This window comes from Yonghaparkia sp. Soil809, from assembly GCF_001429705.1.
Classification (GTDB): domain Bacteria; phylum Actinomycetota; class Actinomycetes; order Actinomycetales; family Microbacteriaceae; genus Microcella.
In genome coordinates this window covers 725,786-741,118 of the sequence record NZ_LMSV01000002.1, presented here as the reverse complement: position 1 = coordinate 741,118, position 15,333 = coordinate 725,786, and the positions used below count along the sequence as shown (strand labels likewise).

The following is a 15,333-nucleotide window of genomic DNA, read 5'->3' as shown; positions in this document are numbered from 1 at the left end:
GTAGAGGTGGTGCTGCCGCCCCGAGGGGCGGTCGTCTCAGACGGCCAGGGCGCGATCGGTGGCCCTGACGGGTGCCGGGAGGTCGGTGCGTCCCTCCAGGAATCGGTCGACCTCGGCGGCGACGGCGCGCCCCTCCGCGATCGCCCAGACGATGAGCGAGGCGCCGCGGCCGGCGTCCCCCGCGACGAACACGCCCGACTCGCTGGTCGTGTAGTCGGCAGCGCGCGCGACGGTGCCGCGGTCGTCGATCGGGAGGGCGAGCTGCTCGTCGAGCGTCGCGCGCTCCACGCCCGTGAAGCCGAGGGCGAGCAGCACGAGGTCGGCGGGGATCTCGCGCTCGGTTCCGGCCTTCGGGATGCGCCGGCCGTCGACGTACTCGGTCTCGGCGACGCGCAGCGCGCGCACCTCGCCCGCGCCGTTGGTGAGGAACTCCACGGTCGAGGCGAGGTACATGCGCTCGCCGCCCTCCTCGTGGGCGCTCTGCACCTCGAAGAGCGTCGGCTGCAGCGGCCAGGGCTGGTTCGCGGGGCGCTCGGCGGGCGGCTGGACGCCGATGGCGAGGTTGGTGACCGAGAGGGCGCCCTGGCGGTGCGCGGTGCCGATGCAGTCGGCGCCCGTGTCGCCGCCGCCGAGGACGACGACGTGCTTCCCCTCGGCCGTGATCTGCTCGGGAACGCGGTCGCCGGCCTGCACGCGGTTGGACTGCGCGAGGTACTCCATCGCGAAGTGCACGCCGAGCGCGTCGCGGCCGGGGATCGGCAGATCGCGCGGAACGGGCGCGCCGGTGGCGACGATGACGGCGTCGTAGCGCGAGCGCAGATCGCTCCAGCTGATGTCGCGGCCGATCTCGACGCCGGCGCGGAATCGCGTGCCCTCGGCCTGCATCTGCGTCAGGCGGGCATCGAGGTGACGCTTCTCCATCTTGAAATCGGGGATGCCGTACCGGAGCAGGCCGCCGATCCGGTCATCCTTCTCGAAGACGGCGACGGTGTGACCGGCGCGGGTGAGCTGCTGCGCCGCGGCGAGGCCGGCCGGGCCGGAGCCGACCACGGCGACGGTCTTGCCGGTGAGCCGCTCGGGCGGGACGGGCTGGACCCACCCGTTCTGCCAGGCCTGCTCGATGATCGACGCCTCGACCTGCTTGATCGTGACGGGCGGCTGGTTGATGCCGAGCACGCACGAGGCCTCGCACGGGGCGGGGCACAGCTTGCCGGTGAACTCCGGGAAGTTGTTCGTCGCGTGGAGGCGCTCGATGGCCTGACGGCCCTCGCCGCGCCACGTGAGGTCGTTCCACTCGGGGATGAGGTTGCCGAGCGGGCAGCCCTGGTGGCAGAACGGGATGCCGCAGTCCATGCACCGGCCGGCCTGGCGCTTGAGGACGGCGGAGTCGCCGGCCTCATACACCTCCTTCCAGTCCATGAGACGGATCGGCACCGGTCGACGGGGCGGGAGCTCGCGCTCGGGGACGTTGATGAAGCCGCGGGGGTCAGCCACCGGTCACCTCCAGGATGCGGCCCCACACGACGTCGCCGTCGGGGTCGAGGCCTTCGTCGAGCGCGGTCTGCCGCGTCGCGAGGACGGCGGCGTAGTCGCGTGGGAGAACCTTCACGAAGCGGTCGAGCGCGGCGTCGCCCTCGGCGATCAGGCGGGCGGCGAGGGCCGACTCCGTCTCGTCGTGATGGCGCCGCAGGAGCGCGGAGAGCTCGGCGCGGTCGTCGGCGTCCAGCGGGAGGAGCTCGAGCTCTCCGCTGTCGAGGGCGTCGCGGTTGACGCGCTCGCGGCGCAGGTCGTGCACGTAGGCGATGCCGCCGGACATCCCTGCTCCGAGGTTGCGCCCGGTGGAGCCGAGGATGACGGCGCGGCCGCCGGTCATGTACTCGAGCGCGTGGTCGCCCACGCCCTCCACGACCGCGGTCGCGCCGGAGTTGCGCACGAGGAACCGCTCGCCGACGATGCCGCGGATGAACATCTCGCCGCTCGTCGCCCCGTAGCCGATGACGTTGCCGGCGATGACGTTGCGCTCGGCGTGGAAGACGGCGTCGCGCGCGGGGCGCACGATGACGCACCCGCCCGAGAGGCCCTTGCCGACGTAGTCGTTGCTGTCGCCGTAGAGGCGCAGCGTGATGCCGCCCGGCATGAAGGCGCCGAGGCTCTGCCCGGCCGAGCCGGAGAGCGTCACGTCGATCGTGTCGGGCGCGAGGCCCATCTCGCCGTGCTTCATCGTCACGTGGTGGCCGAGCATCGTGCCGACCGCCCGCTCGGTGTTGCGGATCGGCAGGTCGATGCGCACCGGATGCCCGTGCTCGAGGGCATCGGCGCTCAGGCGGATCAGCTCGTTGTCGAAGTGCTCCTCGAGCTCGTGGTCCTGCTCCTCGCGCTTGGTGCGCGGGGCCGTCTCGTCGAACGCGGGGCCCGAGAGGATCGGCGAGAGGTCGAGCCCGTCGGCCTTCCAGTGCCGGATCGCGCGGTCGACGTCGAGCAGCTCGGCGTGGCCGATCGCCTCCTCGAGGCTCCGGAATCCGAGGGCCGCGAGGTACTCGCGCACCTCCTGGGCGAGGAACTCGAAGAAGGTGATGACGAACTCGGGCGTGCCCGTGAACCGCTTGCGCAGCTCGGGGTTCTGCGTCGCGACGCCCACGGGGCAGGTGTCGAGGTGGCAGACGCGCATGAGGATGCAGCCCGAGACGACCATCGGCGCGGTCGCGAAGCCGAACTCCTCGGCCCCCAGCAGCGCCGCGATGATGACGTCGCGGCCGGTCTTCATCTGACCGTCGGCCTGGACGGTGACGCGCCCGCGCATGTTGTTGAGCATGAGCGTCTGCTGCGCCTCGGCGAGACCGAGCTCCCACGGGGTGCCGGCGTGCTTGAGAGAGTTCAGCGGGCTGGCTCCCGTGCCGCCGTCGTGGCCGGAGATCAGGATGACGTCGGCCTTCGCCTTCGCGACGCCCGCCGCGACCGCCCCGATGCCGGACTGACTCACGAGCTTGACGTGGATGCGCGCGCTCGGGTTCGACCGCTTGAGATCGAAGATGAGCTGCTTGAGATCCTCGATCGAGTAGATGTCGTGGTGCGGCGGGGGCGAGATGAGCCCGACGCCCGCGGTGCCGTGGCGCAGCCGCGCGATCCACGGGTACACCTTGTTGGCCGGCAGCTGCCCGCCCTCGCCGGGCTTCGCGCCCTGCGCCATCTTGATCTGGATGTCGTCGGCGTGGCTCAGGTAGAGGCTCGTGACGCCGAAGCGGCCCGACGCGACCTGCTTGATCGCGCTGCGCTTCTCGGGGTCGAGGAGGCGCTCGGGGCTCTCGCCGCCCTCGCCGGTGTTGCTGCGGCCGCCGATGCGGTTCATCGCCACGGCGAGCGTCTCGTGCATCTCGGGGCTGATCGCGCCCATGCTCATCGCGCCCGTCGTGAAGCGGGAGATGATCGACTCGACCGACTCGACCTCGTCGATCGGCACGGGGCGTCGGTCCTCCGTCCTGAGACGGAAGAGCCCGCGCAAGGTCATGAGGTTCTCGGCCTGCTCGTCGACCGCGCGCGTGTAGTCGCGGAAGATGTCGTACCGCTTCTCGCGCGTCGCGTGCTGGAGGCGGAAGACCGTCTCCGGGTTGAACAGGTGCGGCGGACCCTCGCGGCGCCACTGGTACTCGCCGCCGGTCTGGAGGCGCTCGTGCGGGTTCACGGGGGCGGATGCGGGGTACGCGAGGGCGTGCCTGCGGGCGTTCTCCTCCGCGATCGTCTCGATCCCGACCCCGCCGAGCACGCTCGAGGTGCCGGTGAAGTAGCGGTCGACGAACTCCTGGCTCAGACCGACGGCCTCGAACGCCTGAGCGCCGGCGTAGGAGCCGACCGTCGAGATCCCCATCTTCGACATGATCTTCAGCACGCCCTTGCCGAGCGCCTTGATGACGTTGCGGACGGCCTTCTCGGGAGTGATCCCCGTGATCATGCCGCTGCGGACGAGGTTCTCGACCGTCTCCATCGCGAGGTAGGGGTTGATCGCCGACGCGCCGTAGCCGATCAGCACGGCGCAGTGGTGGACCTCGCGGACGTCGCCCGCTTCGACGATAAGGCCGACCTGCATGCGCTTCTCGGTGCGGATGAGGTGGTGGTGCACTGCGGCGAGCATGAGCAGCGAGGGCACGGGGGCGAGATCGGCGGTCGAGTCGCGGTCGCTCAGCACGATGAACTCGGCGCCGTCGGCGATCGCCTCGTCGACCTCCGCGCACATCGCGGCGATGCGCTTCTCGAGGGCCTTCGGGCCCTTGTCGACGCGGTAGAGGCCCTTGATCGTCGTCGTGAGCGAGCTGCCGGGTCGCGAGTCGATGTGCTGGATCTTCGCGAGCTCGTCGTTGTCGATGATCGGGAAGTCGAGCACGACCTGCCGCGCGTGCCGCGGAGTCGCCGTGAGCAGGTTGCGCTCGGGCCCGAGGCCGAGCCGCATGGAGGTCACGACCTCCTCGCGGATCGAGTCGAGCGGCGGGTTCGTGACCTGCGCGAACTGCTGAGTGAAGTAGTCGAAGATCAGGCGCGGTCGCTCGGAGAGCACGGCTATCGGCGTGTCGGAGCCCATCGCGCCGAGCGGCTCGGCCCCCGCCGATGCCATGGGCGCCAGGAGGACGCGCACCTCCTCCTCCGTGTAGCCGAAGGTGCGCTGGCGGCGGACGATCGAGGCGGGGGTGTGCACGATGTGCTCCCGCTCCGGGAGGTCGCGCAGGTTGATGCGCTGAGCGTCGAGCCACTCGCCCCACGGCTCGGCGGAGGCGAGCTGCGACTTGATCTCGTCGTCCTCGATGAGACGGCCCTCGACCGTGTCGACGAGGAACATCTTCCCCGGGCGCAGGCGGCCCTTGCGGACGATGCGACTCGGCTCGATGTCGAGCACGCCGATCTCGGACGCGAGCACGACGAGGCCGTCATCGGTGACGAGGAAGCGCCCGGGGCGCAGTCCGTTGCGGTCGAGCGTCGCGCCGACGAGGGACCCGTCGGTGAAGACGAGCGCCGCGGGGCCGTCCCACGGCTCCATGAGCATGCCGTGGTACTCGTAGAAGTCGCGCAGAGCCGGGTCGATGTCGGTCTGGTTCTCCCACGCCTCCGGCACCATCATCATGATCGCGTGCGGGAGGCTGCGCCCGCCGAGGGTCAGCAGCTCCACGACCTCGTCGAAGGAGGCCGAGTCGCTCGCGCCCGGGGTGACGATGGGGAAGACGTCGCGGAGGTCGCCGAAGACCTCGCTCTCCAGCTGCGACTGCCGGGCGCGCATCCAGTTGCGGTTGCCCTGCACGGTGTTGATCTCGCCGTTGTGGGCGATCAAGCGGAAGGGCTGCGCGAGCGGCCACGAGGGGAAGGTGTTCGTGGAGTAGCGCGAGTGGACGAGCGCGAGCCGGGACGTGAAGCGCTCGTCGCTCAGGTCGGGGTAGAACGGCTCGAGCTGGAGGGTCGTGACCATGCCCTTGTAGACGAGGGTGCGGCACGACAGCGACGGGAAGTAGGAGCCGAGCTCGCGCTCGGCGCGCTTGCGAAGCCGGAAGGTCTGCAGATCCAGCGCGACGCCCGAGAACGGCTGACCGTCGGCGGTCGATCGCGTGGAGCGCACGAAGAGCTGCTCGAAGGCCGGCATCGCGGCGCGGGCGAGGTTGCCGATGTGCGAGGCGTCGACGGGCACCTCTCGCCAGCCGATGACCGCAAGCCCCTCCTGCTCGGCGATCGCCTCGATCCCCTCCTTCTCGCGAGCGCGCTCGGTGTCATCGATGGGGAGGAAGGCCGTTCCGACGGCGTAGCGACCGGCGGCGGGGAGCTCGAACGGCGCGACGGCGCGCAGGAAGGCATCGGGGATCTGCGTGATGATGCCGGCGCCGTCACCCGTTCCCGCGTCGGACCCGACCGCACCGCGGTGCTCGAGGTTGCGCAGTGCGTCGAGCGCGGCCTGGATGATGTCGTGCCCGGCCGTGCCGCGCAGCGTCGCGACCATGGCGAGGCCGCAGGCGTCGCGCTCGCGCTCGGGGTCGTAGAGACCCTGGGCGGCGGGAACACCCGAGAACCGCTGGTAGGGCTGCTGCTGGATGCGATCCATGGGGAACCGTCCTCACGTGGTGCTGGGGAGGCGGGACGTCATCGGCCCGATGGAAGAGGTGCGCGCGGTGCGCGGCGCGGCTGCGGGAGCCCGGGGGTCGTCAGGGTGCGGGCTCCTACGACCGAGTGGTGGCTTCGCTTGTGGCGCGTGACGATCCGGTGGTGGCGGAGACGAGCGCGGCGCCATTGCCGTCGTCGTCGGTCTCTGTGTAGACGTCTTCGGAGTCTACCCCAGCATCTTCCGTCCACTCGCGACCGGCGACGTAGGGGCTGGGCTCCGCTCCCGGGTGCCGGCGGCGCTGCACGATCACGATCACGATGCCGATCACGACGGCCAGCCAGGCGGCCCAGACGTTCACCCGGATCCCGAGGAAGAGCTCGCTGGGGTCGAGGCGGATCGACTCGAAGACGCTGCGGCCGACGCCGTACCAGATCAGGTAGCCGCCGAGAAGCTTGCCCCAGTGCACGCGGAGCCGGGCATCCAGCAGCAGCAGGACGGCGACGCCCGCGAGGTTCCAGATGATCTCGTACAGGAAGGTCGGGTGGAAGAGAGTGGACTCGGGCAGACCGATCGGGATGGCGTCGTTGGGGCGGTCGATCTCCAGGCCCCACGGCAGGTCGGTCGGCAGGCCGTAGAGCTCTTGGTTGAACCAGTTGCCCAGCCGCCCGAAGGCCTGCGCGAGGAGGAGCCCCGGCGCGAGGGCGTCGGCGAAGGACCAGAAGCGGATGCCCGTGACGCGGCAGCCGATCCAGACGCCGATCGCGCCTCCGATCAGCGCCCCGAAGATGGCCATGCCTCCCTCCCAGATGCGCAGCGTCGCCCAGAGGTCGGCCCCCTCGAAGAAGTAGTCGTCCGGGTGGGTGAGCACGTGGTACACCCGGCCGCCGATGATGCCGAGCGGAACGGCGAAGAGCGCGATGTCGAGCGTGATCCACGGCTCGGCGCCGCGACGCGAGAGCCGGTGGTTGGTCAGCATCGTGGCGGCCACGATGCCGAGGAGGATGCACAGCGCGTAGGCGTAGATCGAGACGTCCCAGGAGAACCAGGTCAGACCGAGGTCGCGCAGCCACTGGCCGAGGTTGAAGACCTGCCACTCGTCGCTCGGGCTGGGGATGCTGAGGGGGTGGATCACAGTGGGAGGACCTTTCCAGGTGGGAGGACGCGCATCAGCCTAGCGGCGCGCTCCGCGGGGGTTCGGCGACGGGGAGGGCTAGTCCTTGCCCGTCGCGAGCTCGGCGGCGATCGCGGCCACGGCGGGCACGCCGCCGTCGGCGAGAGCGGAGACCAGGCGCGACCCCACGATGGCGCCGTCGGCGTAGGTGAGCACATCGGCGACCTGCTCGGGCGTGGAGATGCCGAGCCCGACGCAGGCGCTCGTCGCCCCCGCCTCGCGGAGACGGGAGATGACGCTGCGGGCGGCGGCGTCGACGTCGGAGCGGGCGCCGGTGATGCCCATCGTGGAGACGGCGTAGACGAAGCCGCGGCTCGACTCGACCGCCTGCGTCATGCGAGCGGGGCTCGAGGAGGGCGCGGCGAGGAAGACGCGGTCCAGGTCATGGGCGTCGGAGGCGGTCAGCCACTCGGCGGCCTCGTCGGGGATGAGGTCGGGCGTGATGAGGCCCGCTCCCCCGGCGCTCTCGAGGTCGGCCGCGAAGCGCTCGACGCCGTACTGGATCACGGGGTTCCAGTAGGTCATCACCAGGAGGGGCGCGTCGACGCGGGAGCGGATGCGCTCGACCGCCTCGAAGCCCTGCTTGAGCGTGAAGCCGCCCTGGAGCGCCGCCTGCGTGGCGCGCTGGATGACGAGGCCGTCCATCACGGGGTCGCTGTACGGCAGGCCGAGCTCGACGATGTCGACGCCGTTCTCGATGAGGGCGACGGCCGCGTCGACGCTCGTGTCGAGATCGGGGAAGCCGACGGGCAGGTAGCCGATGAGGGCGCCCGAGCCCGCGTCGACGCGGGTGCGGATGACGGACTCGACGGGGCTCGTGGTCATGACTGCGCATCCTCCGCGGCGGTGGGGTGGGCGTCCTTCTCGGCGGCGCGCTCGGCGGCCTGAGCGTCGAGGAGGCCGAAGTAGCGGGCGGCCGTCTCCATGTCCTTGTCGCCGCGGCCCGAGAGGTTCACGAGGATGATCGCCTCCGGGCCCAGCTCGCGGCCGAGCTCGAGGGCGCCGTGGAGAGCGTGCGCCGTCTCGATGGCGGGGATGATGCCCTCGGTGCGGCTCAGCAGGCGCAGGGCATCCATCGCCTCGGCGTCGGTCACCCCGCGGTACTCGGCACGGCCGATCTCGTCGAGCCACGCGTGCTCGGGGCCGACGCCCGGGTAGTCGAGACCCGCCGAGATCGAGTGCGACTCGAGCGTCTGGCCGTCCTCGTCCTGCAGCATGAGGCTGCGGGCGCCGTGGAGGACACCCGGGCGCCCCTTGGAGATCGTCGCGGCGTGGAAGAGCGTGTCGATGCCGTCGCCCGCCGCCTCGAGGCCGACGAGGCGGACGCCCTCATCGTCGAGGAAGGGATGGAAGATGCCCATCGCGTTGCTGCCGCCGCCGACGCACGCGGCGATGACGTCGGGGAGGCGCCCGGTCAGGGCGAGCACCTGCTCGCGCGCCTCGATGCCGATGACCGAGTGGAAGTCGCGCACCATCGCGGGGAACGGGTGGGGGCCGGCGACCGTGCCGAGGAGGTAGTGCGTGGTGTCGACGTTCGCGACCCAGTCGCGCAGCGCCTCGTTGATCGCGTCCTTGAGCGTGCGCGAGCCGACCGTGACGGGCACGACATCGGCGCCGAGGAGCTTCATGCGTGCGACGTTGAGCGCCTGCCGCTCGGTGTCGACCTCGCCCATGTAGACCACGCACTCGAGGCCGAAGAGCGCCGCGGCCGTCGCGCTCGCGACGCCGTGCTGGCCGGCGCCCGTCTCGGCGATGATGCGGGTCTTGCCGAGGCGCTTGGCGAGCAGTGCCTGGCCGAGCACGTTGTTGATCTTGTGCGAGCCCGTGTGGTTGAGGTCCTCGCGCTTGAGCAGGATGCGGGCGCCGCCCGCGTGCTCGGCGAAGCGCTTGGCCTCGGTGATGATCGACGGGCGACCCGTGTACGTCCGGTGGAGCTCGGCGAGCTCCTCCTGGAACGCCGGGTCCTTCTTCGCCGCGGTGTACGCATCGTCGAGCTCGTCGAGTGCGGCGATGAGGGACTCGGGCACGAAGCGGCCGCCGAAGCTGCCGAAGTAGGGCCCGGTCATGCTGCGCAGGCTCATGAGACCTCCCGGAATCGTTGGAGTGCCGTGCGGGGGTTCCCGCCCGTCACGAGTGCTTCGCCGACGAGCACGGCGTCGGCTCCGGATCGGCGGTAGTGGACGACGTCGTCGATCCCGAGCACGGCCGACTCGGCGATCCTGACGGTGCCCGCGGGGATGAGGGGCGCGAGGCGGCCGAACAGGTCGCGGTCGAGCTCGAAGGTCGACAGGTTGCGGGCATTGACCCCGATGACGGAGGCGCCCAGGTCGACGGCGCGGCGGACCTCGTCGGCATCGTGCGTCTCCACGAGCGGCGTCATGCCGAGGTCCGTGATGAGCGCGTGGAGGCTCGCGAGGCTCGCGTCGTCGAGGGCCGCGACGATCAGGAGCACGAGATCGGCGCCCGCGGCGCGCGCCTCGAGCACCTGGTACGGCTCCGCGATGAAGTCCTTGCGCAGGAGCGGCGTGTCGACCGCGGCGCGCACCGCGACGAGATCGTCGAGGCTGCCGCCGAAGCGGCGCTCCTCCGTCAGGACGCTGATCGCGCTCGCGCCACCGGCGGCGTACTCCGCGGCGAGGGCCGCCGGGTCGGGGATGGCGGCGAGTGCACCGCGCGAGGGGCTCGCGCGCTTGACCTCGGCGATGACCTTGATGCGGTCGGCGGGAGCGAGCGCCGCGAGGGCGTCGCGCGCCGCGGGCGCCGCGAGGGCATCCGCCTCGACGGTCGCGAGCGGTCGCTGCTCGCGCCGGCGAGCGGCGTCGGCGAGGGCTCCGGCGACGAGGTCGCCGAGCACGTTAGTGGTGCGCCTTCGGCGAGTACCGCGGGCCCTTGACGCCGTAGCCCGCGCGCGCCATGAGGGCGCCCACGACGAGGCCGACGACGACGAGACCGGCGCTGGCCCAGACGAGGACGGGGACCTCGAACCAGAAGGCGAGGGTGCCGATCGCGAAGGCGATGAGGATGATCGTGACGGCCGTCCAGGCGGCGGGCGAGTGTCCGTGGCCGGGGTCGGACTGCGCGTTCATGGTTCTCCTCGAGCGTCGAGTTCTGGCGGGGATGCTCCCCGGTATGACGCTACGGGAGGCCTCCTGAGTCTACCCTGCCGTCGGGTCGCGGCCGTCGCTCAGGGCGTCCCACGCGTCGAGACGATCGGCGCGGCCCTCGCTCGCGGGATCCTCCGCGGGTGATGCTCGGACGGCGTCGTACTTGCGCACCCGATCGGGCCAGCGGCGCGCGGTCGCGGCGACGCCGACCCCCGCGAGAATCCCGACGATGCCCGCGAGGAGCGCCACGGGCGGCCAGACGGTGAGCACCGCCGCCTCCACGATCGCCCGCACCGATTCCTCCCCGTCGACGCCGCTCAGCTCGGTCACCGCGGCGGAGGCGGCTCCGACGGGATCCCCGAGAGCGATCGCCGCTGAAGTGAGGATGGCGGAGGAGAGCAGGGCGAGCAGGATGCCGAGCACGACGCGGAACACGGGACCGGAGAGCGCGAGGGCGGCGACGAGGGCGAGCGCGGCCAGGGCGAGGGCGGGCAGCGCCGGCGCTGCGACATCGCCCGCCGCCGTCACGGAGCGGTCGCCGTCGAGCACGGCATCGACCCACGGCTGGGTCCAGGCGAGCAGCGTGAGGGCAGCGACGACGAGCGGCGCGAGGAGGGCGAGAGCGCGGACGCGGCGCGGCGTCACGTCGTCGCCGCCCGCAGCGCGTTCGCGATCGCGACCGCGCGCAGCGGCGCCGCTGCCTTGTTCACGGCCTCCTGGTGCTCGGTCGCGGGGTCGGAGTCGGCGACGAGCCCCGCCCCGGCCTGCACGCGGGCGACGCCGTCGCGCAGGAAGGCCGTGCGGATCGCGATCGCGAGGTCGACGTCGCCGGAGAACGAGAAGTAGCCGACCACTCCCCCGTACACGCCGCGGCGGGCCGGCTCGAGCTCGTCGATGATCTGGAGCGCCCGCGGCTTCGGCGCCCCGCTGAGCGTCCCGGCGGGGAAGGTCGCCCGGAAGACGTCGATCGGCGAGGCGGTGGGCCGGATGTCGCCCTCCACGCTCGAGACGAGGTGCATGATGTGGCTGAAGCGCTCGACCTGCATGAACTCGGTGACCTCGATCGTGCCGGCGCGGCACACCTTCGAGAGGTCGTTGCGGGCGAGGTCGACGAGCATGAGGTGCTCCGCCTGCTCCTTCGCGTCGGCGAGCAGCTCCTCCGCGAGCTCCTGGTCGGCCTCGGGCGTCGCGCCGCGCGGGCGCGAGCCGGCGATGGGGTGCGAGTAGACGCGGCCGTCGGTGACCTTCACGAGAGCCTCGGGCGACGACCCGACGATCGCGTAGGGCTCGCCCGCGGCGGTCGTGAGCGTGAGCGCGTACATGTACGGCGAGGGGTTCAGGGCGCGCAGCACGCGGTAGACGTCGAGCGCGGATGCCGTGAGCGGGTGATCGAAGCGCTGCGCGATCACGACCTGGAACACGTCGCCATCGCGGATGAACCCCTTCGAGGCCTCCACGGCGGCCCGGTACTCCTCCGGGGTCGACCGCGGCTGCGGCGCGGGCGTCGTCGTGAGGTCGATGTGCGCGGGCTCGGTGCGGGCGGGGCGGCCGAGCTCGGCCTCGAGCGCGTCCAGGCGCTGCTGGGCGTGCGACCACATGGCGTCGGGCTCGTCGACGCCGTCGGCGAGCACCGACACGACGAGCGAGACGGTGCCCTGGCGGTGGTCCATCACGAGCAGCTCGCTGACGAAGGCGAAGGCGAGCTCGGGGCACGGGAAGTCGCTCGGAGGGGCATCCGGCAGATTCTCGACCTGCCGCACCGCGTCCCACCCGATGAAGCCGACGAGGCCGCCGGTGAGCGGCGGGTGGCTGGCGTCGCGCGGCGAGGCCCAGCGCGCGTAGAGGGCGTCGAGCGCGTCGAGGGTGCGCTCGGGGGCCTCGCCGCCGAAGGCGCGCTCAGCGGCCAGACCGTAGTCGAGCCAGGCGGTGCGGCCCTCGTTCTCGGTCAGCACGCCGAACGATCGCACGCCGATGAACGAGTAGCGCGACCAGATGCCGCCCTGCTCGGCGGACTCGAGCAGGAACCCGCCCGGTCGGTCCTCCGCGAGTGAGCGGTACAGGCCGACCGGGGTGAGGGCGTCGGCGAAGAGCTCGCGCACGACGGGCACGACGCGGGCGCCGCTCAGCTGGCGGTCGAAGTCGACGCGCGTCGTGGTGGTCATCGGGCGTCCTCCTCCGGGCGCGGCTGGGCGGTGAGCGGCAGGAACGGGTCGACGTCGAAGCACCGCTGGGCACCCGTGTGGCAGGCCGGGCCGATCTGGTCGACCTGCACGAGCAGCGTGTCGGCGTCGCAGTCGAGCTCGGCGGCGCGCAGCAGCTGGATGTTCCCGCTCGTGTCGCCCTTGCGCCAGTACTCCTGGCGCGAGCGGCTCCAGTACGTGACGCGGCCCGAGGTCAGCGTGCGTCGCAGCGCCTCGGCGTCCATGTAGCCGAGCATGAGCACCTCGCGCGAGTCCCACTGCTGGACGACGGCGGGCAGGAGACCGCGGTCGTCGAAGTGCGCGCGCGCCACGACGGCGGCCGCGGCATCCTCGTCGATCGTCACGGGAGCGCCGTGATCGTGGGCGGTCCGCTCGCTCACCGCACCATCACCCCCTCGGCCCTCAGGGCGTCCTTGACCTGGCCGACCGTGAGCTCGGCGTTGTGGAAGACGCTCGCGGCGAGCACGGCGTCGGCGCCGGCGCCGATCGCCGGGGCGAAGTGCTCCAGGGCCCCCGCGCCTCCCGAGGCGATCACCGGGACGACGGCGATCTCGTGCATCGCCGCGATGAGCTCGGTGTCGAAGCCCGCCTTGGTCCCGTCGGCGTCGATCGAGTTGACGAGCAGCTCGCCCGCGCCGCGCTCCATGGCCTCGCGCGCCCACGCGAGTGCGTCGATGCTCGTGCGGGTGCGGCCGCCGTGGGTCGTGACGACGAAGCCGCTCTCGGCGCTCGCGTCGCGCGTCACGTCGAGGGAGAGCACGCACACCTGCGCGCCGAACCGGTCGGCGATCTCATCGATGAGGCCGGGGCGCGCGATCGCGGCGCTGTTGACGCCGATCTTGTCGGCGCCGTGCGCGAGGAGCTTGGCGACGTCCTCGGTCGAGCGGACTCCCCCGCCGACGGTGAGCGGGATGAACACCTGCTCCGCCGTGGCCTGCACGACGTCGAACATCGTGTCGCGGTTGTCGACGGTGGCCTTGACGTCGAGGAAGGTGATCTCGTCGGCGCCCTGCTCGTAGTACCGGCGCGCGAGCTCGATCGGATCGCCCGCGTCGCGCAGGTTCAGGAAGTTCACGCCCTTGACGACGCGCCCGGCCGCGACGTCGAGGCAGGGGATGACCCGGACGGCGACGCTCATCAGATGCGGGCGGCGTGGATCGGCGTGACGAGGATGGCGCGCGCGCCGATGTCGTACAGCGCGTCCATGACGTGGTTGGTCTCGTGGCGCGGGACCATGGCCCGGACCGCGACCCAGTCGGGGTCGGCGAGCGGGCTCACGGTCGGCGACTCGAGGCCGGGCGTGACCGCCTGCGCCCGGGTGAGCAGCTCGCGCGGCAGGTCGTAGTCGATGAGCACGTACTGGCGCGCGACGAGCACCCCCTGGAGGCGGCGCTGCAGGGTCGCGATGCCGGGCAGCTCGGGCTTCGCCGAGATGAGCACCGCGGTCGACTCGAGGATGACGGGCCCCACGATCTCGAGCCCCTGCGCTCGCAGCGTCGACCCGGTCGAGACGACGTCGGCCACCGCGTCGGCGACCCCGAGCCGGACGGCCGACTCGACCGCGCCGTCGAGGCGGATGAGCTGGGCGGTCACGCCGTGGGCGGCGAGGAAGGAGCCGACGAGACCCGGGTAGCTCGTCGCGATGCGGAGACCCTGCAGGTCGGAGAGCTCGCGGACCGTGCCGGGGACGGCCGCGAAGCGGAAGGTCGAGTCGCCGAAGTCGAGCGACTGGATCTCGACGGCCTCCGACCCGGAGTCCAGGAGCAGGTCGCGGCCGGTGATGCCGACGTCGAGCGCGCCGGAGCCGACGTAGGTGGCGATGTCGCGCGGGCGGAGGTAGAAGAACTCGACCCCGTTGCGCGGGTCGGAGACGGTGAGGGCGCGCGGGTCGCGACGGCCGACGTAACCGGCCTCGACGAGCATCTCGACGGCGGTCTCGGAGAGGGAGCCCTTGTTGGGCACCGCGATTCTCAGCATGGGGGTCTCTTCGTCGGCCGCGGAGCGGGCTGCGGGGTGGTGAGGGGCTGCGGGGTGGAGGCGTGCTGCGGGGCGGCGGCGGTCATCGCGGCCTAGAGGTGCTTGTAGACGTCGTCGAGGGTCAGGCCCTTCGCGAGCATGAGCACCTGCAGGTGGTAGATCAGCTGCGAGATCTCCTCCGCGGTCGCCTCGTCGCTCTCGTACTCGGCCGCCATCCAGACCTCGGCGGCCTCCTCGACGATCTTCTTCCCGATCGCATGGACGCCCGCGTCCAGTCGCTCGACCGTGCCGGAGCCGGCCGGTCGCGTGCGTGCGGTCTCGCCGAGCTCGGCGAAGAGGGCGTCGAAGGTCTTCACGATCGACCAGGGTACCGGGCGGCGCTGGGCCTTCCGCGCCGCCCGGTGCGGCTCAGCTGACGCCGAGCAGGTCGATCACGAAGACGAGGGTCTTGCCCGAGAGCCGGTGACCGCCGCCGGCGGGGCCGTAGGCGAGGTGGGGCGGGCAGACGAGCTGACGACGGCCGCCGACCTTCATGCCGGGGATGCCCTGCTGCCAGCCGGCGATGAGGCTGCCCAGGGGGAAGTTGATCGACGATCCGCGGTTCCACGACGCGTCGAATTCCTCGCCGGAGTCGAACTCGACGCCCACGTAGTGGACGTCGACGGTCGAGCCGGGCGCGGCCTCCTGACCGTCGCCGACGACGAGGTCGGTGATGACGAGCTCCTGCGGAGCAGGGCCCTCGAAGAAGTCGATTTCGGGCTTGGTGAGTTCGCTCATGACTCCATCCAACCAGACGGTCAGGGGGCGGAT

The 15,333-nt window shown here is 71.8% G+C and carries 14 protein-coding genes; all 14 read right to left on the bottom strand.

The features are described 5' to 3' along the window. Nucleotides 1-36: 36 nt before the first annotated feature. The 14 genes from ASG83_RS10975 to ASG83_RS10910 all read right to left on the bottom strand — a co-directional run bounded on the left by ASG83_RS10975 (nt 37) and on the right by ASG83_RS10910 (nt 15,300). Nucleotides 37-1,494 (bottom strand): glutamate synthase subunit beta, encoded by a 1,458-nt coding sequence (locus tag ASG83_RS10975; protein WP_055861217.1) that lies wholly within the window; start codon nt 1,492-1,494, stop codon nt 37-39. After that, a complete protein-coding gene (gltB, locus tag ASG83_RS10970; RefSeq protein ID WP_055861215.1) occupies nt 1,487-6,070 on the bottom strand; it encodes a glutamate synthase large subunit in 4,584 nt (1,527 codons plus the stop codon). Before gltB ends, ASG83_RS10975 begins: the two co-directional genes overlap by 8 nt. 115 nt (nt 6,071-6,185) lie before the next feature. Next, nucleotides 6,186-7,202 carry a prolipoprotein diacylglyceryl transferase gene (gene lgt / locus ASG83_RS10965; RefSeq protein WP_369813393.1) on the bottom strand — a complete coding sequence of 339 codons (1,017 nt, stop codon included), beginning with the start codon at nt 7,200-7,202 and terminating at the stop codon, nt 6,186-6,188. Nucleotides 7,203-7,280: 78 nt separating this feature from the next. Further along, nucleotides 7,281-8,066, bottom strand: coding sequence for a tryptophan synthase subunit alpha (trpA, locus tag ASG83_RS10960; protein ID WP_055861212.1), 786 nt, complete (start codon nt 8,064-8,066; stop codon nt 7,281-7,283). Next, nucleotides 8,063-9,322: a tryptophan synthase subunit beta gene (trpB, locus tag ASG83_RS10955; RefSeq protein ID WP_055861209.1), complete on the bottom strand. Its 1,260-nt coding sequence runs from the start codon at nt 9,320-9,322 to the stop codon at nt 8,063-8,065. Before trpB ends, trpA begins: the two co-directional genes overlap by 4 nt. Continuing rightward, nucleotides 9,319-10,095 (bottom strand): indole-3-glycerol phosphate synthase TrpC, encoded by a 777-nt coding sequence (gene trpC / locus ASG83_RS10950; protein WP_055861205.1) that lies wholly within the window; start codon nt 10,093-10,095, stop codon nt 9,319-9,321. Before trpC ends, trpB begins: the two co-directional genes overlap by 4 nt. Nucleotide 10,096: 1 nt before the next feature. Then, nucleotides 10,097-10,327: a DUF6704 family protein gene (locus tag ASG83_RS10945; RefSeq protein WP_055861202.1), complete on the bottom strand. Its 231-nt coding sequence runs from the start codon at nt 10,325-10,327 to the stop codon at nt 10,097-10,099. 69 nt (nt 10,328-10,396) lie between these two features. Next, nucleotides 10,397-10,990, bottom strand: a complete 594-nt coding sequence (locus tag ASG83_RS10940; protein WP_055861199.1) for a Trp biosynthesis-associated membrane protein — start codon at nt 10,988-10,990, stop codon at nt 10,397-10,399. After that, on the bottom strand, nt 10,987-12,507 hold the full coding sequence (locus ASG83_RS10935; protein ID WP_055861196.1) for an anthranilate synthase component I: 1,521 nt from the start codon (nt 12,505-12,507) through the stop codon (nt 10,987-10,989). Before ASG83_RS10935 ends, ASG83_RS10940 begins: the two co-directional genes overlap by 4 nt. Further along, a complete protein-coding gene (gene hisI / locus ASG83_RS10930; protein ID WP_055862101.1) occupies nt 12,504-12,884 on the bottom strand; it encodes a phosphoribosyl-AMP cyclohydrolase in 381 nt (126 codons plus the stop codon). Before hisI ends, ASG83_RS10935 begins: the two co-directional genes overlap by 4 nt. A gap of 38 nt (nt 12,885-12,922) precedes the next feature. After that, nucleotides 12,923-13,684: an imidazole glycerol phosphate synthase subunit HisF gene (gene hisF / locus ASG83_RS10925; protein WP_055861194.1), complete on the bottom strand. Its 762-nt coding sequence runs from the start codon at nt 13,682-13,684 to the stop codon at nt 12,923-12,925. Next, entirely contained in the window at nt 13,684-14,523 is an 840-nt protein-coding gene (gene hisG / locus ASG83_RS10920) for an ATP phosphoribosyltransferase (protein ID WP_055861191.1), read from the bottom strand. The genes hisF and hisG overlap by 1 nt, the downstream gene beginning before the upstream one ends. Before the next feature lie 92 nt (nt 14,524-14,615). Continuing rightward, on the bottom strand, nt 14,616-14,879 hold the full coding sequence (locus ASG83_RS10915; RefSeq protein WP_055861187.1) for a phosphoribosyl-ATP diphosphatase: 264 nt from the start codon (nt 14,877-14,879) through the stop codon (nt 14,616-14,618). Nucleotides 14,880-14,931: 52 nt separating this feature from the next. Continuing rightward, on the bottom strand, nt 14,932-15,300 hold the full coding sequence (locus ASG83_RS10910) for an FKBP-type peptidyl-prolyl cis-trans isomerase (RefSeq protein ID WP_055861184.1): 369 nt from the start codon (nt 15,298-15,300) through the stop codon (nt 14,932-14,934). Nucleotides 15,301-15,333 lie beyond the last annotated feature (33 nt).

Bases quoted from the DNA above. Each gene is read 5' to 3' on its own strand.
- trpB (WP_055861209.1), bottom strand. From the start codon at position 9,322: ATGAGCCTGCGCAGCATGACCGGGCCCTACTTCGGCAGCTTCGGCGGC.
- trpA (WP_055861212.1), bottom strand. From the start codon at position 8,066: ATGACCACGAGCCCCGTCGAGTCCGTCATCCGCACCCGCGTCGACGCG.
- ASG83_RS10945 (WP_055861202.1), bottom strand. From the start codon at position 10,327: ATGAACGCGCAGTCCGACCCCGGCCACGGACACTCGCCCGCCGCCTGG.
- ASG83_RS10910 (WP_055861184.1), bottom strand. From the start codon at position 15,300: ATGAGCGAACTCACCAAGCCCGAAATCGACTTCTTCGAGGGCCCTGCT.
- gltB (WP_055861215.1), bottom strand. From the start codon at position 6,070: ATGGATCGCATCCAGCAGCAGCCCTACCAGCGGTTCTCGGGTGTTCCC.
- hisG (WP_055861191.1), bottom strand. From the start codon at position 14,523: ATGCTGAGAATCGCGGTGCCCAACAAGGGCTCCCTCTCCGAGACCGCC.
- hisF (WP_055861194.1), bottom strand. From the start codon at position 13,684: ATGAGCGTCGCCGTCCGGGTCATCCCCTGCCTCGACGTCGCGGCCGGG.
- ASG83_RS10935 (WP_055861196.1), bottom strand. From the start codon at position 12,507: ATGACCACCACGACGCGCGTCGACTTCGACCGCCAGCTGAGCGGCGCC.